This is a genomic window from Rhodococcus sp. PAMC28707 (assembly GCF_004795915.1).
Lineage (GTDB): Bacteria > Actinomycetota > Actinomycetes > Mycobacteriales > Mycobacteriaceae > Rhodococcoides.
The window spans coordinates 3,286,548-3,313,400 of the sequence record NZ_CP039253.1; the positions used below are offsets into that span (position 1 = coordinate 3,286,548).

General features: G+C 62.4%; 18 protein-coding genes. 7 read left to right on the forward strand and 11 right to left on the reverse strand.

The annotated features are described in order from the left end of the window. Positions 1-136 precede the first annotated feature (136 nt). The 6 genes from E5720_RS15165 to E5720_RS15190 form a co-directional block, all read right to left on the reverse strand. Positions 137-3,928: a multifunctional oxoglutarate decarboxylase/oxoglutarate dehydrogenase thiamine pyrophosphate-binding subunit/dihydrolipoyllysine-residue succinyltransferase subunit gene (locus E5720_RS15165; protein ID WP_136171334.1), complete on the reverse strand. Its 3,792-nt coding sequence runs from the start codon at positions 3,926-3,928 to the stop codon at positions 137-139. Positions 3,929-4,039: 111 nt separating this feature from the next. Continuing rightward, positions 4,040-7,834 (reverse strand): ABC transporter ATP-binding protein, encoded by a 3,795-nt coding sequence (locus E5720_RS15170; RefSeq protein WP_136171335.1) that lies wholly within the window; start codon positions 7,832-7,834, stop codon positions 4,040-4,042. 36 nt (positions 7,835-7,870) lie between these two features. Then, the gene (locus E5720_RS15175) at positions 7,871-8,632 is read right to left on the reverse strand and encodes an ABC transporter permease (RefSeq protein WP_136171336.1); all 762 of its coding nucleotides are present in this window, start codon (positions 8,630-8,632) and stop codon (positions 7,871-7,873) included. Next, on the reverse strand, positions 8,629-9,732 hold the full coding sequence (locus E5720_RS15180) for an ATP-binding cassette domain-containing protein (RefSeq protein WP_136171337.1): 1,104 nt from the start codon (positions 9,730-9,732) through the stop codon (positions 8,629-8,631). The genes E5720_RS15175 and E5720_RS15180 overlap by 4 nt, the downstream gene beginning before the upstream one ends. 91 nt (positions 9,733-9,823) lie before the next feature. Continuing rightward, on the reverse strand, positions 9,824-10,666 hold the full coding sequence (locus E5720_RS15185; RefSeq protein WP_210730060.1) for an LLM class F420-dependent oxidoreductase: 843 nt from the start codon (positions 10,664-10,666) through the stop codon (positions 9,824-9,826). 44 nt (positions 10,667-10,710) lie between these two features. Next, positions 10,711-11,400 carry a hypothetical protein gene (locus E5720_RS15190; RefSeq protein ID WP_168708432.1) on the reverse strand — a complete coding sequence of 230 codons (690 nt, stop codon included), beginning with the start codon at positions 11,398-11,400 and terminating at the stop codon, positions 10,711-10,713. A gap of 456 nt (positions 11,401-11,856) precedes the next feature. Between E5720_RS15190 and E5720_RS22055 the strand changes: the two genes are divergently transcribed. Beyond that, positions 11,857-12,039, forward strand: a complete 183-nt coding sequence (locus E5720_RS22055) for a hypothetical protein (protein ID WP_247595979.1) — start codon at positions 11,857-11,859, stop codon at positions 12,037-12,039. A 132-nt stretch (positions 12,040-12,171) separates the two neighbouring features. Here the strand turns inward: E5720_RS22055 and E5720_RS15200 are convergent, their stop codons facing one another. Both E5720_RS15200 and E5720_RS15205 read right to left on the reverse strand, forming a co-directional pair. Further along, positions 12,172-13,179, reverse strand: coding sequence for a glutathione S-transferase C-terminal domain-containing protein (locus E5720_RS15200; protein ID WP_136171340.1), 1,008 nt, complete (start codon positions 13,177-13,179; stop codon positions 12,172-12,174). Then, the gene (locus E5720_RS15205) at positions 13,176-13,901 is read right to left on the reverse strand and encodes a GNAT family N-acetyltransferase (RefSeq protein WP_136171341.1); all 726 of its coding nucleotides are present in this window, start codon (positions 13,899-13,901) and stop codon (positions 13,176-13,178) included. The genes E5720_RS15200 and E5720_RS15205 overlap by 4 nt, the downstream gene beginning before the upstream one ends. Before the next feature lie 147 nt (positions 13,902-14,048). Here E5720_RS15205 and E5720_RS15210 point away from each other — a divergent pair, with 147 nt between their 5' ends. The 4 genes from E5720_RS15210 (at position 14,049) to E5720_RS15225 (ending at position 18,411) form a co-directional block, all read left to right on the forward strand. Beyond that, a complete protein-coding gene (locus E5720_RS15210; RefSeq protein WP_068369974.1) occupies positions 14,049-14,252 on the forward strand; it encodes a cold-shock protein in 204 nt (67 codons plus the stop codon). An 802-nt stretch (positions 14,253-15,054) separates the two neighbouring features. Further along, positions 15,055-16,503, forward strand: a complete 1,449-nt coding sequence (locus E5720_RS15215) for a DHA2 family efflux MFS transporter permease subunit (RefSeq protein ID WP_136171342.1) — start codon at positions 15,055-15,057, stop codon at positions 16,501-16,503. Between the two features lie 173 nt (positions 16,504-16,676). Further along, positions 16,677-17,468 (forward strand): enoyl-CoA hydratase/isomerase family protein, encoded by a 792-nt coding sequence (locus E5720_RS15220; RefSeq protein ID WP_136171343.1) that lies wholly within the window; start codon positions 16,677-16,679, stop codon positions 17,466-17,468. Positions 17,469-17,478: 10 nt separating this feature from the next. Then, a complete protein-coding gene (locus E5720_RS15225) occupies positions 17,479-18,411 on the forward strand; it encodes an adenosine deaminase (RefSeq protein WP_136171344.1) in 933 nt (310 codons plus the stop codon). Here E5720_RS15225 and E5720_RS15230 read toward each other — a convergent pair. Then, positions 18,404-19,903, reverse strand: a complete 1,500-nt coding sequence (locus tag E5720_RS15230; RefSeq protein WP_136171345.1) for a molybdopterin-dependent oxidoreductase — start codon at positions 19,901-19,903, stop codon at positions 18,404-18,406. The genes E5720_RS15225 and E5720_RS15230 overlap by 8 nt on opposite strands. Before the next feature lie 50 nt (positions 19,904-19,953). After that, on the reverse strand, positions 19,954-21,270 hold the full coding sequence (locus E5720_RS15235) for a D-arabinono-1,4-lactone oxidase (protein WP_136171346.1): 1,317 nt from the start codon (positions 21,268-21,270) through the stop codon (positions 19,954-19,956). 77 nt (positions 21,271-21,347) lie between these two features. Between E5720_RS15235 and E5720_RS15240 the strand changes: the two genes are divergently transcribed. Both E5720_RS15240 and E5720_RS15245 read left to right on the forward strand, forming a co-directional pair. Next, positions 21,348-21,989, forward strand: coding sequence for a TetR/AcrR family transcriptional regulator (locus tag E5720_RS15240; protein ID WP_136171347.1), 642 nt, complete (start codon positions 21,348-21,350; stop codon positions 21,987-21,989). Between the two features lie 103 nt (positions 21,990-22,092). Next, complete coding sequence (locus E5720_RS15245) at positions 22,093-23,379, forward strand: alanine racemase (RefSeq protein WP_136172727.1); 1,287 nt, start codon at positions 22,093-22,095, stop codon at positions 23,377-23,379. Between the two features lie 12 nt (positions 23,380-23,391). Here the strand turns inward: E5720_RS15245 and E5720_RS15250 are convergent, their stop codons facing one another. Further along, positions 23,392-26,835 (reverse strand): bifunctional RecB family nuclease/DEAD/DEAH box helicase, encoded by a 3,444-nt coding sequence (locus E5720_RS15250; RefSeq protein WP_136171348.1) that lies wholly within the window; start codon positions 26,833-26,835, stop codon positions 23,392-23,394. Between the last annotated feature and the right edge of the window lie 18 nt (positions 26,836-26,853).

Here is a 26,853-nt window from a genome sequence, read left to right on the forward strand (position 1 = left end):
GAATGGCGCTCCGAAGCTATCTGATCGTATGAGTGGACCATTGAAGCGATGGGGCGGGCGCATACAGTCCCGCAACGCCGAATGGCGCACCCGGTCGCTCGAAAGTGACCGAATGCGCCATCAGGCCTGAAGTGAACTACTCGCCGACGCCAGAGAAGGCCTCGTCGATGATTTCGAGCTGCTCGACGGCGTGCACCTTGCTCGAACCCGAGGAAGGTGCCGACATCGCACGACGCGAAACCCGCTTGATGCCGCTGAGAACGTCCGGCATCAATTCCGGGAACGCCAGACCGAAGAACGGCCATGCACCCTGGTTGGCAGGCTCCTCTTGGACCCAGCGGAACTCGGTTGCGTTGGGGTAACTGTTGATCGCTTCGGTGATCCGGTGGACCGGGACCGGGTAGAGCTGTTCGATCCGGACGATCGCCACATCTTCGCGGTTGTCCTTCTGCTTGCGTGCGAGAAGCTCGTAGTAGAGCTTGCCGCTCACCATCAGGACGCGCTTGACCTTGCTGCGATCACCGGTACCGGAGTCGTAGGTCGGCTCGTCGAACACGGAGTGGAACTTGCCGTCGGTGAAGTCCTCGATATTGGACACCGCGGCCTTGTTCCTCAGCATCGACTTCGGTGTGAAGACGATCAGCGGGCGACGGATTCCGTCCCGTGCGTGGCGACGCAGGAGATGGAAGTAGTTCGCCGGCGTGGACGGAACCGAGACGGTCATCGAACCCTCGGCGCAGAGCGTGAGGAATCGTTCGATGCGGCCCGAGGTGTGGTCCGGACCCTGTCCTTCGTGACCGTGCGGCAACAGCAGCACGACGTCGGCCAGCTGTCCCCACTTCGCCTCACCGGAGGAGATGAACTCGTCGATGATGGACTGCGCACCGTTGACGAAGTCGCCGAACTGCGCTTCCCACATGACGAGTGCATCGGGGTCACCGACGGAGTAGCCGTACTCGAAGCCGACGGCTGCGAATTCGCTGAGTGCGGAGTCGTAGACCATGAACTTGCCGGGATTCTCGCTGCCGATGTTGTGCAACGGGGTGTACTCGGCACCGGTCTTGCGGTCGATGATGACCGAGTGCCGCTGGGAGAACGTTCCGCGACGGGTGTCCTGGCCGGAGAAACGAACGTTGCGTCCCTCGTCCACGAGGCTGCCGAGAGCCAGAAGCTCACCGAATGCCCAGTCGACCTTGCCTTCGTACGACATTTCGCGACGCTTTTCGAGTACCGGCTTGACGCGCGGGTGCACGCTGAAACCGTCCGGAACCTCGAGGTGCGCGTCACCGATGCGGTGCAGAACCGACTTGTCGACCGCCGTCGTGAGCTTGGCGGGCAACTGCTGGTCGAGTTCGACCGACTCGCTGGGCTCCGGGGTGTACTTCTCCAGTTCGCGAACCTCGTTGAAGACGCGTTCGAGCTGGCCCTGGTAGTCGCGAAGCGCGTCCTCGGCCTCCTTGAGGGAGATGTCGCCACGGCCGATCAGCGATTCGGTGTAGCTCTTGCGAACGCTGCGCTTGGTGTCGATGAGGTCGTACATCGCCGGCTGGGTCATCGAAGGGTCGTCGCCTTCGTTGTGTCCACGCCTGCGGTAGCAGATCATGTCGATGACGACGTCCTTGTGGAACTTCTGCCGGAAGTCGACGGCGAGATGCGCAACGCGTACGCAGGCCTCGGGGTCGTCTCCGTTGACGTGGAAGATCGGCGCGCCGATCATCTTCGCGACGTCGGTGCAGTACTCGGACGAGCGGGAGTGCTCGGGTGCGGTGGTGAAGCCGACCTGGTTGTTGACCACGATGTGCACGGTTCCGCCCGTGCGGTAGCCGCGCAGCAGCGCAAGGTTCAGCGTTTCTGCGACCACGCCCTGGCCCGCGAAGGCTGCGTCGCCGTGGAGCATCAGCGGTAGAACCGAGAATCCGCCTTCGCCTGCACCCTTGTCGAGTAGATCCTGCTTGGCGCGGACCAGCCCTTCGAGGACAGGGTCGACTGCTTCGAGATGAGAGGGGTTCGCGGTAAGCGAGACCTTGATGTCGTTCTCGCCGAACATCTGGATGTATGTGCCCTCGGCACCTAGGTGGTACTTCACATCGCCCGAGCCATGTGCGGCTGCGGGGTTCATGTTGCCCTCGAACTCGGTGAAGATCTTCGAGTACGGCTTGCCCACGATATTGGCGAGGACGTTGAGACGACCGCGGTGCGGCATGCCGATGACGACCTCGTCGAGTGCATACTCTGCACTCTGATCGATGACCGCATCCATCATGGGGATGACGGACTCGGCGCCTTCGAGCGAGAAGCGCTTCTGGCCGACGTACTTCGTCTGCAGGAACGTCTCGAATGCCTCGGCTGCATTGAGCTTGCTCAATGTGTACTTCTGCTGTGCCACGGTCGGTTTGACGAGTGTCGTCTCGACGCGGTCCTGAAGCCAGGCGACCTGATCCGTCTCGAGGATGTGGGTGTATTCCACACCTACGTGGCGGCAGTAGGAGTCACGTAGGACGCTGAGTACGTCGCGAAGACGCATCTTGTCCTTGCCGTGGAATCCGCCGACCTTGAACTCTCGATCGAGGTCCCACAGCGTGAGGTCGTGGCTGATGACATCGAGGTCCGGATGCATCCGGAACTTGTCCTTGGTGAACTGCAGCGGATCGGTGTCGGCCATCAGGTGACCGCGGTTGCGGTACGCGGCGATCAGTTCGAGAACGCGAGTGTTCTTGTCGACCGTTCCCTCGGGCAGATCCTTGCGCCAGCGAATCGGCTCGTACGGGATCTTGAGTGAGTGGAACAGTTCGTCGTAGAACTCGTCGCTGATCAGCAAGTTGTGGATCGTGCGAAGGAAGTCGCCAGATTCTGCACCCTGGATGATTCGATGGTCGTACGTCGAGGTGAGGGTCATCAGCTTGCCGACGCCCAGCTCCGCGAGACGCTCGTCGCTCGCGCCTTGGAACTCCGCGGGATATTCCATCGCGCCGGCACCGATGATCGTTCCCTGGCCGTTCATCAGGCGTGGAACCGAGTGCACGGTTCCGATTCCGCCGGGGTTGGTCAGCGAGATCGTGACGCCTTGGAAGTCCTCGCCCGTCAGTTTGCCGTCACGCGCACGACGGACTACGTCCTCGTATGCGTTGTAGAACTGGGCGAAGGTGTGATCCTGTGTGCCCTTGATCGCGGCGACGACGAGGGTGCGGTTGCCGTCCTTGCCGGGTAGGTCGATGGCGAGACCGAGGTTGGTAGCACTGGGTGAGACCGCGTTCGGCTTGCCGTCGATCTCGGCGAAGTGGGTATTCATGGTCGGGAACGACTTGATCGCCTGGACGATCGCAAATCCGAGGATGTGCGTGAACGAAATCTTGCCGCCGCGTGTACGCGCGAGATGGTTGTTGATCACCAACCGGTTGTCGACCATCAGCTTCGCCGGGATCGCGCGAACGCTGGTCGCTGTCGGGATCTGCAGAGAAGCCGTCATGTTCCGCGCGACGGCTGCTGCAGCTCCGCGAAGAATTTTGTTGGTCGGTTCGCCGGCGTCGCTTGTGGACGCAGGAGCGGGCTTTGCGGCAGCAGCGGTCAAGGTTCCACCTGCGGCTTTCGACGTCGCGGGCTTGGAGGTCGGCGCAGGCTTGACTGCGGCGGCCTTGGGCGATTCGGTTTTCACCGGTGCACTTCGGGGAGCTGGAGCGGTGCCGTTCGATCCGGAAGCGCCCGTCTCGGATGCGTTGCTCTTCGAAGCAGCGGCGCTGGTGGAGGCGGGCTTCGCTGTACTGCCATTCGGGACAGACGCAGTGTCACCTGCCGGAGCGTCCGGGTCGTAATCGGTGAGGAATTCGTGCCAGCTCGCATCCACAGACGCTGGGTCTTCCTTGAATCGCTGGTACATCTCATCGACCAGCCATTGGTTTTGTCCGAATTGGGTAGTAGAGCTGCTGCTCACGGCAGTAGTTCGCCTCGTCTCTTCTCTTCGTTCCCGATCAACGCGCGTACATAGCCAGGCTAACCCGCTCCCGGTACGTGCTAGCGCCCGGGACGGAGCCGTGATAAGTACTCACGAGTAACTATCGGCTTCATTGCTGATGACTGCTCGGTCTATCGGTGTATTCCCTCCGCGTGTTTCGGCCGCATTCCACAGCTGTGTGTAGAAGCCGCCGTGAGTGCGTAACCGATCGTGTGTACCTACCTCGACGATACGTCCGGAGTCCACGACGACGATCATGTCGGCGCGTGCCGCAGTCGCCAGCCGGTGCGCAACGACGACCGAGGTCCGCTTGCGGAGCACGGCGTCACTCGCCGTGAGAACTATGCGCTCGGTAGCCGGGTCGAGCGTGGCTGTCGCCTCGTCGAGGAGCAACAGGTCGGGGTCGACCAACTCGGCTCTGGCCAGCGCGATCAACTGTCTTTGGCCGGCGGACAAGCCCTGTCCGCGCTCACCGACCGGCTGGTACATGCCACCGCGAAGTCCGGCGATGATGTCCAAAGCCCCGACTGCGCGGGCGGCGGATTCGATGTCGGCGCGGCTCGCATCGGGGCGTCCGAAGGCGATGTTGCTTGCTACATCGCCGGTGAACAGGTGCGCTTCCTGCGGTACGACTCCGAGTCGGCGACGGTATTCGGAGAGTCGATATCGACGCAGATCGGTGCCTCCCACACGAACCGAACCTGACGTCGGATCGTAGAAACGGGCCAGCAATTTGATGACCGTCGACTTGCCGGCGCCGGTTTGGCCGACGAGTGCAACTGTGGTTCCCAGTGGAATTGTGAGATTGACCTCAGTGAGTGCATCGGTCTCGGCACCTGCGTAGCGAAAGCTCACATTGTCGAGATGAACATCGCTTCGCAACTGACCGCCCTCGATCGGGACGGTGTCGGTGTCCGAACCGGCCTCGATGGAACTCGGCGTACGCAACAGGTCGCCGATCCGGCTCACACCCACACTGGCCTGTTGGTAACCGTCGAAAACCTGGGACAGCTGCTGGATCGGTCCGAAGAGTAGACCGAGGTAGAGCACGAACGCGACGAAGGTGCCTGCCGAAGTCGAACCGGTCGCGACCTGATGGGCCCCGACGAAGACGACGAAGGCCAATGCCACGTCCGAGAGCAGAGTGATGAAAGGGAAGAACACCGAGATCGCTCGCTGAGAGCGCATCCGGCTCCGACGGTATCGATCGGCACGTTCGGCGAACTGCAGTGCGGCGAACTCTTCGCGACGGTAGGCCTGTGCGGACCGAAGCCCGGCGACGTTTTCCTGGAAGTCGGCGTTGACGGTAGAGATTCGCTCGCGGGATTGGGAGTACGCGACGGCGGAGACCTTGCGGAAGATGATCGTCGCGAGTATCAGCGGTGGGACCACCGCGAGTGCGACGAGTCCGAGCGTCAGATCGGTGACCAGGAGTGCAGCAGCGATGCCGATCACGGTGAGCAGTGAGACGACGGCGGTGGATGCACCGGTCTGGATGAACGACGACAGCGCGTCCACGTCGGTCGTCATCCGAGTCATGATGCGGCCGGAGAGTTCGCGTTCGTAGTAGTCCAAGCCGAGTCTTTGGATGTGCGCGTAGCTCTTGACCCGTAAACCGAACAGGACTCGTTCTCCGGCCCGTGCGGTGATCATGGTGGTCGCGGCGATGACGAACCATCCCACTGCTGCGAGTACGACGCCGAGTGCTGTCGCGGCCCACAGTGCACCCGCATTCCCACGGCTGACTCCGTCGTCGACGGCGAAACGCACGATCGACGGAAAAGCAATCGCCGAAAGTGAGTCGAGCGCCAGTAACACCACGACTGTGGCAAGAAGGAGTCGGACGGGTTTCAGTAGACGCGAGAGTCGAAATTGTGGGTCCGCGGCTCGTATCTCCGCATCGGAGGCATGCGGATCCTCGGTTGCCTGTGGTAACGCATCAACTGCAGCTTGCAGCTGTGGCGTCGATGCGACCTGGCCGAGTGAGCCCGATGTCGGCCGGCCCCTGCCCGCGGGTGCGGTCGGGGTGCGGTGGGAGACGGAATCGACCGACTTTTCGAGTTCGGGCCACAGCATCGACTCGGTCGGCTCGGCACTTCGTTCGATGGTGGGTATGTCTCGAGGGCCTTCTCCGTCTGCGAGCAGCAGGCGGAACAGTGGGCAGCGCTCGTCCAATTCGGCGACCGTCCCGAAATCGATGATGCGGCCGTCGTCGAGTACTGCCACTCGGTCTGCCAGGGTCAGCGTCGAGCGTCGGTGCGCGAGTATCAGGGTTGTTCTCTCACGCCCAGCGCGAAGTGCATCGAATATCGCTGCCTCGGTGGTCGCATCGACTGCCGAAGTTGCGTCGTCCAGGACGAGGATCCGCGGATCGGTCAGGAGCGCTCTGGCCAGTGCGATCCGTTGCCGCTGCCCGCCGGACAGGGTGAGGCCACGTTCGCCGACGACCGAGTCGTACCCGTCTGGCAAGGCGTCGATGAACGAGGATGCTTCGGCCAGAGTTGCCGCGCGGGTGATGTCCTCGGCAGTGGCGTCGGGTCGGCCGAGCGCGATATTCGCGGCAATGGTGTCCGAGAAAAGAAACGGTTCGTCGAAGACGAGACCGACGGCTCCGCGGAGTTGCTCGGCGCTGATGTCGGCGACGTCGAATCTTCTCCCGTGCGACGTCAGCGCAACCGAGCCGATTCGGGGGCTGTAGAAGCGGGGGAGCAGTAGCGACAGTGCGGTCTTTCCTGAGCCCGCGTGCCCGACTATCGCGACGCTTTCTCCCGGCGCGACGGTGAGATCGAAGGATCGAAGCACGTCGCGTTCTTCCTCGAAGCCGAAGGTCACGGCGGAGAGGTCCACTCCCAGTGGCCCGTCGGGGAGGTGGGTGGGATTCTCAGGCTCGGGGACCGAAGGCTCGGTGTCGATGACCTCGTAGACGCGCTCGACGGCGGCTCGGGAGAGTTGCGCCATGATGATGACCGAGGACAGCGTGCGGGTTACCGCCGACAGCGTTGCCACGTACGTCGCGAAGGCGAGGAAGGTGCCGATAGTGATGTGGTCGGTCATGGCGAGGTAGCCGCCGAGTGCGATGACGCCGACGAGTCCCAGTTGGGGGATTGCCGCCATCGACGGAGTGAATCGGGAGTTGATTCTGGCCGAGCGCATTCGTTCGGCGAAGAGTGTGCGGCTCAGGTTCTCGAGCCGGTCGACCGCTCGGGCTTCCTGCCCGAAACCTTTGACGACGCGTACTCCGGTCACGGTTTCCTCGACGTGCTGGGCAAGGTCGCCCGCTCGTTGTTGCGCCGACCATGTTGCCGCATACAGCGTGGGCCGAATGCGATAGACGACGATCGATACTGCAGGAACGATCAACAGTGCTACGACGGTCAAGAGTGGCGACAGATAGGCCATCACGACCAGGGCGAGGACGAACTGCAGCAATGCCCCGGCCGACAACGGCATCATCGCCAGCAACCCCTGAACGAGTTGCAGATCGGTGATGGTCCGCGAGACGACCTGCCCGGTTCTGATGTCGTCCTGGCGTCGACCGTCCAGGCGTTGCAGCGACGCGAGTAGACCGAGCCTCAGATCGTGTTGGACGTCGATGGACAGTCGGCCGGCCAGGAATCGTCGACCGAACTGGCAGCCGAACCGAATGACGCCGAGTCCACCGATCGCTATGGCGATGGCGCCGATTGTGCTGCCCTCGCCTGCACTTGCGTCGTCGATCGCGATGCGTGTGAGCAGCGGGAACGAGATATCGATGACGGCGGCGATCATGGTGACCGCCAACGCACCTGCGGCTGTACGGCGATGAATCCAGCATTGAGCTCCGAGGCGGCGGATCCAGCCAGGGGATCTTCTCACCGGTCGTTGGGCGCTACCGATAGTCGACATCACTGTCAAAGGTAGACCGCGCTACCGACACGATTCTCAGCTGATATCGCGTTCCCTGGTCCGCAGCCATCCGGCACCGGCAATGGCGAGACCCCACACGAGCAGGCCGAACGGCGCCACCGGCCAGGGCATGAAGAATTCGCTTTCGACCTCGCCCACACTGACCGTCGCGAGAGTGAGCGCCGACGGCGTCACCACCGAGATGTTGCCGAGGCCGATACCCGACACTATCGAGGTCGCAACGAGTTCGCCGATCGGATACCACGCGACGATGATGATCGCGGGCCAGGTCGGTGAACCCATCAGTAGTCCGAGACCCGCACCGATCGAGGACCAGACGACGACGGCGAACAACCCCATGGCAAGCATGCCGATCACCGCGCCGGACAGCACGAAAGGTTCGCTCGAGAACAGCAACAGGCACACCAGGCTGACGATCTCGACCAGGAGGCCGTATCCGAGTGCGAACAGAGCGGTGACACCCAGCTTGGCGGCGATGACGCGGTCACGACTCGTCGAGGTCAGAAATGATGTGGTGATCGTGTCGTACCGGAATTCGGTGCCGCCGTTCACCGCTCCGAACACCGCGACGAACATCATCGTGAACCCGAGGGCGACGTAGAGCCCCACGATTCCGAAGCCGCCCGACAGTTCGAACTCGTAGTCGGAGGTGGAATTGGCTATCGACGCGGCGATCGCGCTGGCGCAGATCCCGACGAACACCGGTGGTATGGCCAGCGCCCACCAGAATTTGAGGGTGGTCACCTTGCGTATCTCGGAGGTGATCAACGTAGTCATCGTCGACCCCCGTCCCAGGGAGACGGGCCGGCGTGCGGTGCCCCGTGTTGCAGTTGCGGGCCATAACCCAGGGGAGGGGCGTAACCAGGGGGCTGGGGATTACCTGCGGGTTGGGGATAACCAGGAGGAGGTCCGTACCCAGGCGTTCCGATACTGCCCGCGGGCGTTGCGGTGTACTGCCCGGCAGTCATCGAAAGAAATACTTGCTCGAGGTCCGCGTGCTCGTAGGAAGCACCGAAGACGGTCAACCCGGACTCCGATGCTATGCGCGTGACGGTGTCCGTGTCGCTCCCGGCGACGCCGAGCCGGCCGTCGGGAAGTAGTTGTGCGTTCGTGATTCCGTTGGATGCAAGTGCCAGGGCAAGAGCCGCCGGATCCGACACGGCAACGAGCGTTCGGCTCGGCCGCGAGGCACGAAGCTGATCGATCCCACCCTGATACATCAATGCACCGCCGCTGATGATCACCAGATTGTCGACCGTCGCCTCGACCTCGCGGAGTAGGTGGCTGGAGATGAGTACGGTTCTTCCGCCTGCCGCGTAGGACTTCAGAAAGTCGCGGAGCCAGGCGATTCCCTCGGGGTCGAGACCGTTGGCAGGCTCGTCGAGCACCAGAATTTCGGGATCGCCCAGGAGCGCCGTCGCCAAGGCTAGTCGCTGACGCATTCCGAGGGAGAATCCGCCGACCTGACGGTTGGTCGCGTCCCCGAGGCCGACGAGTCGGAGAACGTCGTCGGCGCGGCTGTCGGGCACACCGATCGACGCGGTGAAGATGCGGAGGTGGCCGGCCGCGGTGCGCTTGGGATGCAGACTGCGTGAATCGAGGACGGCACCGACGGCGCGAGCCGGGTGGCTCAGAGCGGAGAACGGTGCACCGGCCACCAGGCCGACCCCGGCGCTCGGTTTCGTCAGGCCGAGCAGCATCCGCAGCGTCGTGGTCTTACCGGATCCGTTGGGGCCGAGAAATCCTGTGATGGATCCGCGTGGAACCACGAAGCTGAGGTCGGACACTGCGCGAATCGAGCCGAAGGCCTTGGTGAGACCTTGCGCTTGCAATGCGTGGACAGCGAAGCCGTTCGCCCCTGCGTAGCCGCCTGTCATGGATTCGATTCCCCCGGATCGTCGTACGTGAGCTACCCGGGATCGAGTGAACTTCCCGACCCCGGGTTCAGGTTACGACGTTTGCGAGCGCTCAGAGAAACGCGGCAGCAACCTCGCGATATACCTCCGACGGATCTGCCTTGTCCGGCAAGGCATGCACGATGACGTGAGAGGCACCGGCGTCGATGTGTTGGCCGAGTCGATGGGCGATCGCGGCCGCATCTCCATGGGCGACAAGGGCATCGATCAACCGGTCGCTGCCGCCGTCGCCGATCTCCTCTTTGGAGTATCCGAGGCGCTCGAGGTTGTTGGTGTAGTTCCGCAGGTGCAGGTACGGATTGTTCACCGGTGGACGCCCGATGTCTCGGGCCCGTTCGGGATCGGTGTCGAGGACGACCTTGTGCTCGGGGGCGAGGACTTTGTCCGGTCCCAGAATCGCCCGAGCCTCGGCCGTATGTTCGGGAGTCGTCAGATAGGGGTGGGCTCCGGCGGTGCGGTCTGCGGACAGCTTCAGCACCTTCGGTCCCAATGCCGCGAGTACCCGACGTCCGATGGGTACCCCGCCCTCGTCGAGAGCATCGAGATAGTCGACCAGTGCCTCGTACGGCTTCTGGTATTCCTGCGTTGCCTCCGGGTGCCCCGCGCCGACACCGAGCAGGAATCGTCCGGGGTGTTTCTTCTCGATGCGGTGGAACGATTCGGCGACCTCCGGTGCAGCTGCAGACCAGATGTTGACTATCCCGGTCGCCACGACGATCGACTCGGTTGCATCGAGAACCTCCTCGGCCGAGGCCAGATCCGCAGGCGGGGAGCCGCCGAGCCAGATGGCGCCGTAGCCGGCTCCTTCGATCATGTGGGCCAACTCGGGCGGGATCCCCGAATAGTGGCGCCAGATGCCGATCGTGCCGAGCTCAGGTGTAGCGGTGATGGTCATGTTCATGACCAACACCGCTCCGTACGGCTGTAATTCCTGCGGACTTACCGATCCGGCTCGATGATCCGGGTTTCCGGCCACGCGCGGGGTGCTGGTCCGAAAGCTTCGCGCGAATTCTTGATGACGCCTTTGCCGATCACGCGGTTGCCTGTTCCGCCGATCACCGCGCCGATTCCGGCAGGCAGAAGTTTGCCGAACAGCAGCGCGCTTCGTTTGGCGAAATACTTGGAGACGAACTTCTTGGCGAGTGACTTGTTCATGTTGGTCATCGCGCCACCGGGAATGCGAGAGGTGACGAGCGATCCCCAGTTGCGTGCGCTGGTCCCGACGGTCTTCTGCACGATCTGCATTCCCGATTCGCCGAGCGCGACCGACAGAACGAGCGCACGTCGCTGCTGGTGGTCGTGGACCGCGATACCGTGCACCGAGGCCACCGACAGCGTCAACAGCGCGGAAGATTCGATGAAGAACGCTGTCTCTGCACCGACTGCAGCAAGGGCAGTGACGGTCCCGATCGCCGGTACCGCTGCGGCGCCACCCACTGCGCTTCCGCTTCCGGTCACCGCGAGCAGAAAGCGATTCTCCAGGCGTTCGATCAGCTGCGCGGGAGTGTCGTCCGGATGGGCTCGACGCATGTACCCGACGTACTTCTCGACGGCCGGTCCCTGGATCCTGCTGCCGTGGTCGAGGATCTTCACGAGCGCCTGTTCGAGGCGACCGCCCTCCTTGATCATCTCGACCTGATCCTTGTTCTTGTCCTTGCTCGCCATCCGCACTCCGATCGATGTGAATTCTTTGGTTTTCGGTCGTCGAGCGCTGGTACCCGTTCGCATTCGGTTCTACCCTGCAGTGGTGGCCGGTGTATCCGAGGGCGCGCGCGGGACCCCGAGTGCTCGGCTGCGTCCGTATGTCGCGTCGTACAGCGGATATCGACTGTCGGGTTACGAGCCCGGCGAGCATATCGGGATGCCGAGTCCGTATCTGACTGTGATCATCGCCATCGGACCCAAGCTCGAGATCGCGGATTCGCCACGACAGGGTGCCTGCGCTTTCGAGACACTTGCCAGTGGTATCTCCGCTGTACCTGTCACCATCGCGCACGACGGCAATCAACACGGGATTCAGCTGTCGTTCACCCCGCCGGTGCCCGTGCACTGTTCGGGATCCCCACTGCCGCGCTCGGTGACTGGATGGTCGACCTCGGCGAAGTCATGTCAGGCGCGGGCGAGCTCCTCGATCGAGTCGCCGCGACCGAAGACTGGGACAGACGGTTCGACGTGGTCGACGAGATTTTGGCTCGCAATCTGGAAGAACAACCCATCGATCCGACGCTCGCCGAGGAATGGCGGCAGTTGGTCGGGTCGGGTGGTTAGGCACGGGTGGGTGAGGTAGCCCAGAACGTTCGATGGAGCCGGCGACATCTGATCGTCAAGTTCACGGCCGAGTTCGGGTTCGCGCCGTAGGACTTGCCGCGACCTCGAGGGCGTCTACTGGAGTTTCGTGACCTACTGCGGAACCCAATGATCGGCGGGCACCGTTTCTTCGGCCTTGGGTGGCGAAGGGGCGGTGCCCTCGCCGAACGGTCGACCACCGAGTGATTCGCGTCCGTGCGGCTCCAGCCAGCCGTGCAGATACGGGCCCTCGGGCACGATGCCCGTCGGGTTGATATCGGTGTGCACGAGGTAGTAGTGCCGCTTGATGTGGTCGAAGTCGACAGTGTCACCGAAGCCCGGTGTTTGGAACAGATCGCGCGCGTAATTCCACAGGACCGGGATCTCGCTGAGTTTGCTGCGGTTGCATTTGAAGTGGCCGTGGTAAACCGGGTCGAACCGCACAAGCGTGGTGAACAGGCGGACATCTGCTTCGGTGATGGTGTCGCCGACGAGATAGCGCTGGCCGCTCAAACGTCCGGCGAGCCAGTCGAGGGCGGTGAACAGCCGGTCGTATGCATTTTCGTATGCCTCTTGCGATCCGGCGAAACCACAGCGGTACACACCGTTGTTCACCTCGGTGAATACGCGCTGGGCCACTTCGTCGATCTCGGCGCGCAGTGCCTTGGGATACAGATCCGGTGCGCCCGGGCGGTGGTACTGCTTCCACTCGGTGGAAAAATCGAGTGTCATTTGCGGATAGTTGTTGGTGACGACCTCGCCGGTGGAGATCTCGACCATTGCGGGCACGGTGATGCCGCGCGGATAGTCGGGGAAGCGAGCGAAGTAAGCCTCCTGCAAACGTTCGATCTTCAGCACTGGATCTACGCCACCGGGCTCCTCGTCGAAGTTCCAACTGCGCGCGTCGTGCGTAGGGCCGGGAATCGAAAGCGACAATACGTCCTCGAGCCCGAGCAGGCGACGAACGATGATCGATCGGTGCGCCCAGGGGCAGGCCCTGGCCGCGACGAGCCGGTAGCGGTCGGGTTCTACGGGGTAGCCGTCACGACCATCGGCGGTTATCCGCGTTTCGATGTAGTTGGTGTCTCTGTTGAATTCCTTGCCGGGTTCGACGTAGCTCATGAATCCAACGTTACGTAGTTCCCCAGCTCGACGGAGGTGAACACGCCCCATTCTTCGTATCCGAGCCGCGAACCGAGCCTGCGGGCGGTCCCGTTCTCTGCGCTTGTCTGCCACTGCGGGATCAGTCCCTCGTCTATCGCGTCGTTCGTTGCGAGCCGTGCGACGACCTGAGCGTTGCCGCGGCGGCGCGCGAGCGGCGCCGTCAGAACGCCGACGTCGGCGAGAATGCCTTCCCATTCGAGATACGCCGCGCAGGACAGGGACGCGGCGGACTCTGCCGGGCGATCGTCGGAGAGGAGAGTGAACCACGACCGCTTGCGTGTCAGATCTGCACTGAGCACGTCATCCGGCGCGCACAGGGCGTCCAGTGCGAGAACGTGCCCGAGGTCGTGGGAAATGAGTGGGTCGTGAAGTTCGATGGTCGTGCCGATGTCGGCGGCATAGGACAAGACGATGGGTCCGCGACTGCGGCCGGACACCGAGGAATCCAGTAGCGAGAGAGTGCCACGCTCGGCCAGCTCGTCGTCGGATCGGTGTTCTGCGGCCTCCAACACCTGCTCCGGCCCTACTAGGGCGCTCGCGTCCCCTAGGCGCAGGAACGTGACCTCGGTCGCATCGGGATCTACCTGCAGATATCGGATGCCGGGCTTCAGAGCCGCGTCGGGCAGCCGGAGGCGTCGGGACCAGGCAAGTCGGACAATGTCGTGATGATGTGAATCCACCGTTCCAAGGGTATCCGGGCCCGCCGAGAAATAAGTTTTAAGACTTTTTTGACCCCGGCGTATCGCAAATGCCAAATGAATGGCATGATCGTGAGTGAGATTGGAGCTTCGACGTGAAGGTCCAGCTCGCTACAGAAGGTTTACGGTATGACGCAGGGCAGTGTTAAGTGGTTCAACGGCGAAAAGGGCTTCGGCTTCATCGAGCAGGATGGTGGCGGACCTGACGTGTTCGTTCATTACTCCGAGATCCAGGGAACTGGCTTCAAGTCTCTCGACGAGGGTCAGCGCGTGGAGTTCGAGGTTGGACAGGGCCAGAAGGGCCCCCAGGCCACCGGCGTTCGCGCTATCTGATCCCCCTAAAGGATCGCCACCCGGAAATGCTGACGGCTTAAGCTGTCCGACTCCGAGTTTTCAAAGGCCGGATACACGAAGAGAAATCTTCGCGTATCCGGCCTTTGTGCTGTTTGGACCCACTGTGCGCTATTCTCCCAACTGGAATATTTCAGTTGGGAGATCGAGGGGTAAATATTTGCCAAGGTGCTGACGCCACTGGGAGTGGCAGTGCTCGCGCTGCTGGTCGAACGGCCGATGTACCCGTATGAGATGTATCAGTTACTGGTGTCGTGCCAGGAGGATCTCATCGTCAAAAGTTCGACCGGGGTCGCGGTATCACGCCATCGATCGATCGGCGGAACAGGATCTTCTGCACGCTATGGGTACTGAAACGAAGGCAATCGGCCGGAGCGAACCAAGTACAAGGTAGCCGCGGCGGGCCGTGTCGCTTCGATCGAATGAATTTCGCGCATCGTCGAGGACTCAGCCCTCGAGTATCCACAGTTCGTGCCGGCGGAGTCGGAGATTCACAATATCGATGCAGTGCAGGCTTTTTCGCGGCCGCGCCCCCGGATCGAACGGAAGTATGCCGAGGGTGTCGAACTCGCGGAGATCCTAAGTGTTCAGCGCTCACGTAGAACCCCGCAAATTTTCCATGTGGAGTGGGCTGCATGCGCGCGACGATCGCAGTGGAGGTGCGCTGGTTGGAGGCAATCTTCGCTGACGTACACAGCGGCGAGACGCTATGGCTGACGGAAGGTAAGGCGGCCGATATGGCACAGAGGCGAGCGAGCGTGGCGCACACAACTGGGAAGGTTCAATGAATACCGTTGTAGCGCAACACGATACCGAGATCAAGCCGTGGCCGACGCTGTGGGCGCTGTGTCTGGGGTTTTTCATGATCCTCGTCGACACCACCATTGTTGCTGTCGCGCAGCCGGCGATTCTGCAAGGGCTGCAGACCGATATCAACAACGTCATCTGGGTTACCAGCGCCTACTTGCTTGCTTATGCGGTGCCGTTGTTGGTCACCGGCCGTCTCGGTGACCGATTCGGGCCCCGCAGGCTGTACATCGCAGGCCTGGTCGTATTCACCATGGCCTCGGCATGGTGTGGGCTCTCTGGATCGATCGAGATGCTCATTGCCGCTCGCGCCGTGCAGGGCCTCGGCGCGGCGATGATTACCCCGCAGACGATGGCAGTGATCACGCGGGTGTTCCCAGCAGAGAAGCGAGGCACGGCTATGGGCGCCTGGGGCGCCGTCGCAGGCGTCGCAACGCTCGTCGGTCCAATTCTCGGCGGTGTCCTCGTCGACACGCTCGGGTGGGAATGGATCTTCTTCATAAATATTCCGGTCGGAGTCGTCGCGATTGCATTGGCGCTCAAGTTTGTTCCCGTGTTGCCGACCCACGAGCACAAGTTCGATCTTCTCGGCGTCGTGCTCAGCGCCGTCGGGCTGTTCTGCATCGTCTTCGGCATCCAGGAAGGGCAGAAGTACGACTGGGATGCACGCGTGTGGGGCCTTGTCGCTGGAGGGATGATCGTGTTCGCGGTCTTCATCTACTGGCAGGCCAAGAACAAGAACGAACCACTCGTTCCTCTCGCTCTATTCCGTGATCGGAACTTTTCCCTCTCCAACGTCGGAATCGCGACCATGGGATTCGCGATGTCCGGGATGATGCTTCCCATCATGTTCTACGCACAGAGCGTGACCGGATTGAGCCCGACACGCTCGGCGTTGTTGTTCGTACCGATGGCGATCCTGACCGGAGCACTCGCGCCCAATGTCGGCCGGTTGGTGGATCGGATGCACCCTCGCTACCTTGCCGCCACCGGATTGCTCTTGCTCTCCGCCGCACTCCTTGGGTTTGCCTCGGTCATGACGCCGACGACTGCGATCTGGAAGTTGCTGATACCGATCGCAGTCATGGGGGTAGCCAATGCGCTGATCTGGTCACCGTTGGCCGCCACTGCAACTCGCAACTTGCCGATGAGCCAGGCCGGCGCAGGCTCCGGCATTTACAACACAACCCGTATGGTCGGATCCGTCCTCGGGAGTGCTGGTATCGGTGCGCTGATTCAATCTCGGCTGGCAGCGGAGATTCCCGAATCCGACGCGGCGGGAGCCGATGAATTCAGCGGCCGAGTACCCGAAATGCTGCAGGACGGCTTCACGACGGCGATGGCGCAGTCGCTGATCTTGCCTGCCATCGTCCTGCTGATCGGCGTCGTGGCAGTGGCGTTCTATGCGAGGCCTGCTTTCAAGTAGTGCGCCTTTGCGCCTGAAGCCCGAGATCGCGCCGATGGGACCTTTCATGATGTCGTTCTGTACCTGCGAACTCCACCAGTTTCCCTTTGTGGCCTCGATGGCGGTATGGCTCTGTCGGGAAATGTACCCGCCGGTAACCTCCGCTCGTGGGGTGATGTGGCACGCTCAACCACATGGCTGACCACCCCACTTCGCTAGTTCGATACTTCACCGACGCCGGCGCTGAGGTTGCTGTCCTGACTTTCGATCACGGACCGCTCAATCTGTTCGATCAGGCGATGTTCGACGCCGTCGCCGCAGATGTAGCTGATCTGACTGCACGCCCCCCGCGCGCGGTGCTGCTGCGCGCGGAGGGCAAGGTCAATTCCGCAGGGGTCGATGTGAAGGTGTTCGAGGGCCTCACCGCGCAGCAGGGTGCCGAGATGTGGCGTCAGCTTTTCGCTGACATCGCCCACCCGCTCGAGGCGCTGCCGTGCCCGGTCGTCTACGCCGCTCACGGTCTGACCCTGACCGCGGCATTCGAGATTTCCCTCGCCTGCGACATCATTCTCGCCGGACCGAAGGCAAGATTCGGCCTCGTCGAAACCGTCGTCGGGCTGACTCCGTCGATGGGCGGCCCGCAGCGCTTGGCCGAACGGGCAGGTTCGGGTCGCGCTCGCGAGCTCGTTATGACCGGAGATCTGTACGACGCCGAAACGATGCGCGAATGGGGCGTCGTCAACGCCGTCCACCCCGATGTCGACGCGGCTGCTCGTTCCCTGGTCGAGCGGTTGGCCGCCGGGCCGACGGTGGCTCACGCTGCCACGAAAAAGATTGTGGCAGCGTGGCGTTCGGGTGGTGTCGCGCATGCTGACGAGATCACGTCCGAGGTATCGGGTGCGTTGTTCGAGTCGGATGATCTACGCGGTGCGGTGAAGAGTTTTCTGGAGAACGGTCCTGGTAAGGCGATATATTCGGGCAGGTAGTGTGGGCTGGATGAGTTTGCCTCTCGCTGAATTGCACATGCATATCGAGGGTTCGTTGGAGCCTGGTCAGATTTTCGAGTTCGCGGAGCGTAACGATATTCGGTTGCCGTATGCGGATATCGACGAGTTGCGTGGGTTGTACGAGTTCACGGATCTGCAGTCGTTTCTCGATCTTTATTATGCGAATACTTCGGTGCTGCGTACTGCTGAGGATTTTGCCGATCTCGGGCGGGCATATTTTGCGCGTGCCAAGGTTGCGGGTATCACGCATGCGGAGGTCTTCTTCGATCCTCAGGCCCACACCAGCAGGGGTGTTGCGTTGGAGGCGGTGGTGGAGGGTCTGGCCGATGCTGCGGCGTCGAGCGAGCGGGAGTTCGGTGTCACGAGCGGTTTGATCGCTTCGATTCTGCGGGACAAGCCGGTCTTGCATGCCAACAAGTTGCTCGAGGATTTGCTGGCGATGAAGGCGCCGATCATCGGCCTCGGTCTCGATTCGGCGGAGATGGGTTTTCCGCCTTCGTTGTTCGTGGACGTGTTCGCGCGTGCGCGGGCGGAAGGTTTGCATGTGGTTGCTCATGCAGGTGAGGAAGGCCCGGCCGAGTACATCTGGCAGGCGTTGGACCTACTGGGTGCCGAACGTATCGATCACGGGGTTCGTTGCTTGGAAGACGAGGCGTTGGTGAATCGTCTTGTCGAAGATGAAATTCCGTTGACTGTCTGTCCGTTTTCGAATGTTCGACTCAAGGTCGTCGATACGCTTGCCGATCATCCGATTCGTCAGATGATCGAGCGGGGGCTCGTGGTCACCGTCAATTCGGATGATCCGGCTTACTTCGGCGGTTATGTGGACGACAACTTCGCGGCCCTGACCGATCAGGTCGGCTTGACCGAACGTGAGCGAGAGATCTTGTACGACAACTCGATTCGCGCCTCGTTCAGCTGACCGATACCGAGATCTTCGGGTATCCGGTTGCGCCGTCTGGAACGGTGTCGGCGGTCATGGAGGTTTGGATGTCACCGTTCGCGTCGGTCGCTCGTGCACGAATGGTGTGAGTGCCTGGTGGCGCGTCCCATTCGAGGACCCATTGGCGCCAGGTGTCTTTCGAGTATTCCTCGGACAGCGTCGCGGGCATCCAGTTGCCTTCGTCGATCTGGACGTCGACTCCGGAAATGCCCAGGTGCTGATGCCAGGCGACGCCGGCGATCATGGTCTTTCCTGCCGGGACCGTTCCGCCGGAGCGAGGCGTATCGATGCGTGAGGCGGTCTTGATCGGTCCGAGTTCGCCCCATCCCCGGTCGGTCCAGTATGCGGTGACCTGGTCGAATCGTGTCACCTCGAGGTCGGTGACCCATTTGGTGGCCGAGACGTAGCCGTAGAGCCCGGGGACCACCAGTCTGGCTGGATAGCCATGGCGGACGGGTAGTGGTTGGCCGTTCATACCGACTGCGAGAAGGGCGTCGCGGCCGTCGAGCAGCACCTCCAGTGGGGTTCCTGCGGTGAACGCGTCGTGGCTCGAAGAGAGCACCATGTCGGCGCCGTCTTGGATCCCGGCTTCTTCGAGAAGGTCTTTCAGCGGGTAACCGATCCAGGTGGCATTGCCGATCAGGTCGCCACCGATGACGTTGGAGACGCAGGTCAGGGTCACGGTCTTCTCGACGGCTTCGCGTTGCATCAGATCCTCGAAGGTGATCTCGAGTTCTCGCTCCACCATGCCGTGGATGCGGAGTTTCCAGGTGTCCGATGGCACTTGCGGTAAGGCCAGTGCGGTGTCGATTCGGTAGAAGTCCTCGTTCGGGGTGATGTAGGACGCCAAGCCGTCGATGTCCATCGTCGCGTTGAGATCGGCGCCGGGCGGGATCGGGGCCTGTGGTTTCGGGGTCGGAAGCAGAAATGCGAGGCGGTTGGCCGTGACGCTGCGGGCTTGACCGATCATCCGGCCGGCGGTTCCGGCAACTACTGCGAGCGCCCCCGCAGCAACGGCAAGGCCGAGGAAATTCCGTCTGCTCATGCCCTGTGCCGGTTCGGGTGCTTCGGCGGCGCGGATCAGCGCGTTCAGCACGGCGATCCCGACGGCGACTCCCGCGACGGTCGGGACAGCGTCGAGCAGGGTGCTTCCGCTGCGAGTCAGCGCTGCAATCACCCCGACGGCGCCGAGTCCAGCGAACAGCACGGCGCCGCGTGGAGCGCGCATCATGCCCGCGACGGCTGCGAGCGCGGCGATGATCAGCGACATGCCGACGAAGAGAGCCGTTTTGTCCGAGGTGCCGAAGGTATCGATCGCCCATTCGCGGACTGCTTCGGGGGTGTTGTCGACCACCGCCGAGCCGACGGCATAGAACGGAGAGGAGTTCGGCCCGAAGGGAACCGAGACGAGTTCGCCGACGCCGAGAATCACTCCTGCCGCGAGGAGACCGGATAGTGCACGCTTCAACATCACTCCACGATAAGCGGTGCTCTCGTCGGGCCTTGGGTTTCGGTCCGCGTCTACTTGCGTAACCGCTGCTGAAGGTACTCGTTGTCGAACAACCTGTCCGGATCGAACTTGTCACGAATGTCGCAGAAGTCGTCGAAGTGCTCGTACGCTCCGGCGAAGTCTTCGGCCCGAAGCGAGTTCAGCTTTCCCCAGTGCGGCCTGCCGCCGACGCTGCGCGCAATCGCTTCGACCGCGTCGAAGTACTCGCGATGGTCCACTCGGTGATACTGATGGACGGCGATGTAGGCGGTATCTCGGCCGTAGGCGGTGGAGAGCCAGATGTCGTCCCCCGCCGCGAACCGCACCTCTACGGGAAACGCGACCGTGACGGTAGAAGACTCCAGCCATCGATCGATTTCGCGCAACACATACGTGGCCGATTCTGCCGGTATCGCGTACTCCATTTCGCGGAACCTGACGGTGCGGGAGGACGCGAACACGCGATAGCTACGGTCGGTGAACTCGCGAGCAGACAGCGCCCGCGCGGAGAACATGTTGATTCGCGGAGTCGCACGGGGAAACCTGGTCACTGCTCGATTGACTACCTCGAAGACCGTGTTGGACAACAACTCGTCGTCGATGTAGGCCCGCACCGATCCGAGTGGGGACAGTGGCGTGTCTGCCGGTAGCCGCGTGTTCCGCTTGGTCAGCACCCGATCGGTGTGCGGAAACCAATAGAACTCGAAGTGGTCGACGCCGGAGACCGTCTCGTTCAGATGGGCAAGCGTTCCATCGAGCGTCGCGGGTGCCTCGACGGCGTGCAGCGCAAAGGCGGGCTCGCAGGCCAAGGTCACCTTTGTGATGATGCCCAGCGCACCGAGCCCGACACGGGCAGCGTCGAAGAGGTTTGTATCGAACGTCGCCGAACAGTTGATCAGCTGCCCGTCGGCGGTGAGTATTTCGAGCGCGCGAACTTGTGTGGCGATGCCACCGAATCGTGCACCGGTGCCGTGGGTACCTGTCGAAATTGCTCCCGCCACGGATTGAGAGTCGATGTCGCCGAGATTCGTCATCGCCAATCCGAGGTCCCACAGGCGGGCTGTCAGCTCCCCCAATCGAGTTCCGGCGAGCACGGTGACCGAGGTGGAGCCATCGGCTTCGGGGACAACAGATTCGATTCCGTACAGCATGTCGAGACTGACCTGTACTCCGTCGGTCACGGCAATCGAGGTGAACGAATGGCCGGCGCCGACGCATTTGACGCGAAGGCCACATTCGACCGCCCGCAGGACCACCGACCTGAGCTCGTCGATCGTTCGCGGCATGAGGTAGTCCGCTGGATGTGCGGTCTGATTGCCGGCCCAATTCTTCCATGTATGCCCCGTCATGGCATAACTATGGATCGCCCGTCCGACACGGTCAATTTTTCCGACGTATCGCTCTGTCTGGGCCTACTATCGTGGGCATGCAGACCCAGTTGTCGGCAGATTCGCGCCGTACGCACTTGGTGGCATCTGCGGTGCAACGAGCCGAGCACGTCGGCATCGAGGGGTTGACCGTTCGCGGTGTCGCCGATGAAGCGGGCGTCACCCAGGCCGCTGTCTATTACTGCTTCGAAACGAAAGAAGCGCTCGTCATTGCCATGGGGGAACGGTTGCTCTCCGATGTGACCGGGGCGTTGCACAGCGCATTCGACCGAGCGGTGGATGCACGCGAACTCTCCGGTGTGCGCGGACTTCGCGAACTGGTGCACAGCGGCCTGAGTGGTATCTGGCCCGGCATCGAGCAGTCCGCTGACCGGCAACTGCTGTCCTACGAGATCAAGACGTACCTGTTGCGCCACCGCGCACTCGGTTCGGAACAGGCAGCCCAGATCGCCACCGGGCAGTACCGCATGCGTGACTCCGAAGCCCTGGAATTCTTCGAGCGCTGCGCCGCCCATACCGGTATCCGATGGCTGGAGCCACCTGACGCGGTAGCCAGGTTCGGCATGGCCGTCATCGACGGTATGGTCCTGCGTTGGTTGGTGGACCGAGACGAGATAGCAGTCATCGCGCAGCTCGATGACCTATCCGGTCTGATAGCAGCCAAAGCCGTCGATCTGTGACGGTCGCTGGGACACACCATGCTCCCGGTGCTTGACTGACAGCCCCCCGCAGTAGCGAGTAGACGAAAAGGAAGACAGCTCAGTGACGTCACTTCTCGGTCGGATCACCCACAACTCAGCCACACGCGATAAGGCGACACCGGACGCGGCCCTCGACCGTATCGCTTCGGCCACCAAGGACCTGGAACCACCTTTCGCTGCCGTGGACTCGGTTGCATTGGACTTCAACGCGTCCGAGTTGATACGGCGTAGCAATGCACTACCGGTTCGGGTCGCCAGCAAGTCGGTGCGATCGCGAGCGATACTCGGCCGTGTCCTCGGAAAGGATCCGGTTGCCGAATCCACGGCCGGATCGAATACGGCTGCAGGGCAAGGGTTTCAGGGAATCATGGCGTACTCGACGGCGGAAGCGGTGTGGCTCGCAGGCGCCGGTGATCGGCACGGAGTCGATGGCGTCGAGGACATCCTCATGGGATATCCGAGCGTCGACACCCAATCCCTTGCCGCGATCACCCGTGATCCGGTGCTGTCTGCACGTATCACTCTCATGGTCGACGACGTTGCACATCTCGACATCATTCGAGCCGCAGCCGGTTCCGATCGACTCTCTCCGCGCATCTGTATCGATGTCGACGCTTCGCTACGGATCGGTCCCGTCCATATCGGTGTCAGGCGCTCGCCGCTACGTGAGCCGGCTCAGGTAGCCGAATTCGCACGCATCGCGCATGCACGAGGATTCCACGTCGTCGGAGTGATGTTCTACGAAGCCCAGATCGCGGGGTTGCCGGACTCGAATCCCGCTGTCGAGTTGATGAAGCGACTATCGGCATCGGAGCTTCTGATGCGGCGCCAGGCAGTAGTCAGCGCAGTAACCGATGTTGTCGGGCCATTGGAAATTGTCAATGGTGGTGGCACCGGTTCACTCGAGGTGACCTCGGCGGACTCCGTCGTCACCGAGGTCACCGCCGGGTCGGGGCTTTTCCTGCCCGGTCTGTTCGACCGCTACAAGGCTTTTCCGTCGAATCCGGCCCTGTATTTCGCGTTGCCGGTTCTCCGCAAGCCCACCGCAGCGATCGCGACGGCATTCGGCGGCGGGTACATAGCTTCGGGACCGGTGTCGGCTACGCGAGTGCCGTTGCCCGTCGGGTTCTCGAATGCGGTGCGCGGGGTGACCCGCGGCGGATTGAAGCTGATCCGAAACGAAGGTGCAGGCGAGGTTCAGACGCCGCTGCGTGGTGCCGAATCGGTCGCGATCGGTGACCGAATCTGGTTCCGTCACGCCAAGGCAGGCGAAGTGTGCGAGCGTTTCGACACGCTGTACGTCATCGACGCAGACGGTGGACGGACTGCGGTCCCGACCTACCGAGGAGAGTCGAAGAACTTCGGCTAGTCATGCCCGCTGTTACCCCTGCCCGCTGTTCCCCTGCCCGCTGTTACTCAGTGCCATGAAGGTTCCCAATGTGACGAGCCCGTCGGGGGTTGCGGGGAGGTGCTGAGTGAGGCTGCGGGACCGGACGAGAAATGCAGCCCACTGGCCACGCGAGATTGCCACGTTCAGTCTGTTGCGTGAGAGCAGAAATCCCATTCCGCGGGGGACGTCGTCGACGGACGAGGCGGCCATCGAGACGAGGACCACCGGAGCCTGACGGCCTTGAATCTTGTCGACGGTTCCCACCGTCACCTCGTCGAGGCCGACCTCTGCGAGGTGGGCGAGGATGGCGGCGACCTGCGCGTTGTATGCGGCGACGACGAGAAAGTCCGATGCCGCGAGCGCTCGGGTCCCTTCGAACGATGCAGGATCCGTCCACTCGTTGCCGATCAGCCCCTGAATACGAGTGGCGATTTCCGCGGCTTCCTCCGGCGAGCTCGTCGAGTTCCCGTGATGATCGACAAGGACGGTGTGCAGGCCGGGGGCGAGTCCGTCGAGGCTTCTTGACTCGGTCGCCTCGCGGTTCGACTCGAGGCGCCCCTCGTACGCCAGCGCCGATACCGGCGCGCACAGTGCCGGGTGCATACGCCACGTGGTGGCCAGGAAGTAGCCGCGATCGGCAGGAAGGGCGCCGTGTCCGGCAGCGAGCCAACCGAGCGCTGATCGGTCGACGGGTTCGGGGTGGGTTCCCTGGCTTACCTGGGGTAGTTGTTGTGGATCGCCCAGCAGCAACAGATTTCGAGCTGCACCGGCGACGGCGATGGTGTTGGCCAGCGAGAATTGGCCGGCTTCGTCGATGACGAGAAGATCGAGCGACCCTGGCACTACCCGGGTGGAATGCGAGAAGTCCCACGCTGTACCGCCGATGACGCAGCCGCGATCTGCGTCGGCGACGAAGCCGGGGTACTCGGTTTCCTTCAGTACGGTCTGTTCGGTCGGTGCTTTCTTCCCGACTGATCGGGCGTCGACTCCCGCCTCGACGACGGTGGCGAGGAGATTGTCGACCACCATGTGTGATTGTCCGACAACTCCGATGCGCCAATGATGCTCGCGCACAAGGTGGGCTATGACCTTGGATGCGGTGTAGGTCTTTCCGGTTCCGGGCGGGCCTTGAACCGCCAGATACGAGTGGTCGAGGTCGAGAAGCGCTGCAGTGATTGCCGAGGCATAGTCGCTTCCGTTTACGGGTGGAAGCGGATTGCCCGATGTGGTTCGAGGTGGCGACAGCGCCATCAGATCGGCCACGGCGGTCAGTGGCAGATCGGGCAGCGCGTCATCGACCTCGGTGGCGGCGGTCTCGATCGCGGACTCGAGGCTTGCGGTGGGTACGGGGCGGTCCGGAGCTGTCGCTATCGGAGCATCGAAATACGGCTCGGTGCCCGCTCGCAGAGATTCCTCGACGATGACGGCATCTCGGGTGCCGGCGAACCCGACGTCGACGATCTTCGCCATGGACGAACCACGATGGGTCGGGTGAAGCTTGTCCAACCCCTCGGGTGACGGATTGTCGTACAACAATCTGACCGTATGACCGACTCCGCCGATGACACCGTTGGACAGTTCACCGACGAGTCTCAATTTTCTACGGAGAACTCGTTGGCGTGGTGCGGTTTTCATCCAATCGTGGAGAATTTCTACGTGATCGATCTTCATGACGTCGGCGGCGTCGGACCACTCGTCGACAGGGTCGGTCAGTCTGTCGAAGTGAGCCCACCAGAAAGGCTTACGCTCGCGTCGGTGGAAGCCGACGGCGCCCGCGTACATGGCAACCGCCTGCTGAGCCGATGTTCGATTCCAGGGCAGGCCGGCGTACTTGCCGAGTGAGATTTCCAGTGGGGTTGCAGTGTCTTCCCGTTCGACGACCGGTTCGCTCGGCTTGCGGGGTGTCACCCCGGCGTCGGAGGCCCTGGCGAGAAGCCAATCGCGGAGCTCGATCGTCGAGACGCAGTCCGTCCGGTTGTACTCGGCGATCTCGTTCAGCAGTTCCGCCGCCGCTGCATCCTCGCCTGCATCGCGGAACTCGCACCAGTGTGCGTACTCGACGATCGAAGCCGCCGCATTCGTGACATCGCCTGATCTGTCCTCGGGCATGTACAGCGGTTCGAGCTTCTTGATGCTGTACGACCTGGCACCGATGCGAACCGACGTGCGGACGATTGGATACAGATCCACCAGGACCTCGTGTCGCAGCAGGTCGTCCACGACGTCCTCGCCGACGCCGTACCGGCCTGCCAGCCGAAGTAGCGCTGTCTTCTCGTACGGGGCGTAGTGGTAGACGTGCATGTTCGGGTATTCGGCGCGCCTGGCCGTGACGTAGGCGAGAAAATCGATCAGCGCCTGACGTTCCTGGCTGCGATCGTGTGCCCAGAACGGCTCGAACGACAAATCCGTGTTCAGAACACCGAAGAGGTACTCCAGACCCCAGTCGTTCGGATTTGCCGGATCGGCCCAGAGCGGGTCGCCTTCGAAGTCGAAGAAGATGTCACCGGGGTCCGGTTCTGGGATCGAGCCGAGACCTCGAGCGTCGAAGATGTCGAATTCGGCGGCGCCGGTGCGCTCCTGACGCACCTGCAGTGCGGCCTGTGCCCGCAGACTCGTCGATGTTCTCTCCGACATGCCGTTTACTGGACCGGCCGAGGCTGCAAGCTCCTCGATCGTCGAGATGCCTGCGTCGATCAGTCGCTCGCGCGCCGAACTGCGCATACCCGCAACAAGAACCAGGTCTCGGTGTTCCTCGACCTGCACCGAGCAGGTATCGCACCGGCCGCACGCGGAATATTTCGCATCTGCCCACCCGACGGCGGTCCCCTCCGCCTGATGCTCGTCGAGTATGCGTTGGAGGTTCTCGCGGGACTGCCGATAGACGGCAAGTATTTCGGTGAGGGTGTGGCTCGAAGTGCTGCCGTCGCCGAGCATCAGATGCACGTGATCGGACGGCGTGATTCCACCGCGCTGCAATGAGTCGGCGTACGCCGCCAACTGAAGTAGAGCCGGAACCTTTGCATGACGAGACAATTTGGTGTCGTAGACGCCGTAGCGATCCCCGTCGGCAACCAGGAAGTCGCAGAATCCGAGGAATCGGCCATCGAAGAAGGTCGCCTGATAGAGCACCGGGGTGCGGGAGGTCAACGCTGTGAACGTCGACCAGTCGGCGTCGGCGAGTTCTTGACGGGTGCGGCCCGGCCTCTCCATCGTCAGCACTCCGCCCGGAAACTGCTTTTCGAACCGTGCCAGCTGCGTGCGTTCGTGTGCCAGGCCGAGTGCTGATGTTCGCTCCAGCATCGGATCGGGTTCGACGGCGACACGCGGCACGAGCCCGTTCAAGCTGTCGAGTCGCCTCAGCAGGCCGAACTCGCAGGACGCGGCCGCCGCGAGATCGCTGGCGCTGTAAATTACCTGATCGTCCAAGAGGAACACGCGCGTAACTGTAGGGGA

Bases quoted from the DNA above. Each gene is read 5' to 3' on its own strand.
- E5720_RS15170 (WP_136171335.1), bottom strand. From the start codon at position 7,834: ATGTCGACTATCGGTAGCGCCCAACGACCGGTGAGAAGATCCCCTGGC.
- E5720_RS15175 (WP_136171336.1), bottom strand. From the start codon at position 8,632: ATGACTACGTTGATCACCTCCGAGATACGCAAGGTGACCACCCTCAAA.
- E5720_RS15180 (WP_136171337.1), bottom strand. From the start codon at position 9,732: ATGACAGGCGGCTACGCAGGGGCGAACGGCTTCGCTGTCCACGCATTG.
- E5720_RS15185 (WP_210730060.1), bottom strand. From the start codon at position 10,666: ATGACCATCACCGCTACACCTGAGCTCGGCACGATCGGCATCTGGCGC.
- E5720_RS15190 (WP_168708432.1), bottom strand. From the start codon at position 11,400: ATGATCAAGGAGGGCGGTCGCCTCGAACAGGCGCTCGTGAAGATCCTC.
- E5720_RS22055 (WP_247595979.1), top strand. From the start codon at position 11,857: ATGGTCGACCTCGGCGAAGTCATGTCAGGCGCGGGCGAGCTCCTCGAT.
- E5720_RS15200 (WP_136171340.1), bottom strand. From the start codon at position 13,179: ATGAGCTACGTCGAACCCGGCAAGGAATTCAACAGAGACACCAACTAC.
- E5720_RS15210 (WP_068369974.1), top strand. From the start codon at position 14,049: ATGACGCAGGGCAGTGTTAAGTGGTTCAACGGCGAAAAGGGCTTCGGC.
- E5720_RS15215 (WP_136171342.1), top strand. From the start codon at position 15,055: ATGAATACCGTTGTAGCGCAACACGATACCGAGATCAAGCCGTGGCCG.
- E5720_RS15220 (WP_136171343.1), top strand. From the start codon at position 16,677: ATGGCTGACCACCCCACTTCGCTAGTTCGATACTTCACCGACGCCGGC.
- E5720_RS15225 (WP_136171344.1), top strand. From the start codon at position 17,479: ATGAGTTTGCCTCTCGCTGAATTGCACATGCATATCGAGGGTTCGTTG.
- E5720_RS15230 (WP_136171345.1), bottom strand. From the start codon at position 19,903: ATGTTGAAGCGTGCACTATCCGGTCTCCTCGCGGCAGGAGTGATTCTC.
- E5720_RS15235 (WP_136171346.1), bottom strand. From the start codon at position 21,270: ATGACGGGGCATACATGGAAGAATTGGGCCGGCAATCAGACCGCACAT.
- E5720_RS15240 (WP_136171347.1), top strand. From the start codon at position 21,348: ATGCAGACCCAGTTGTCGGCAGATTCGCGCCGTACGCACTTGGTGGCA.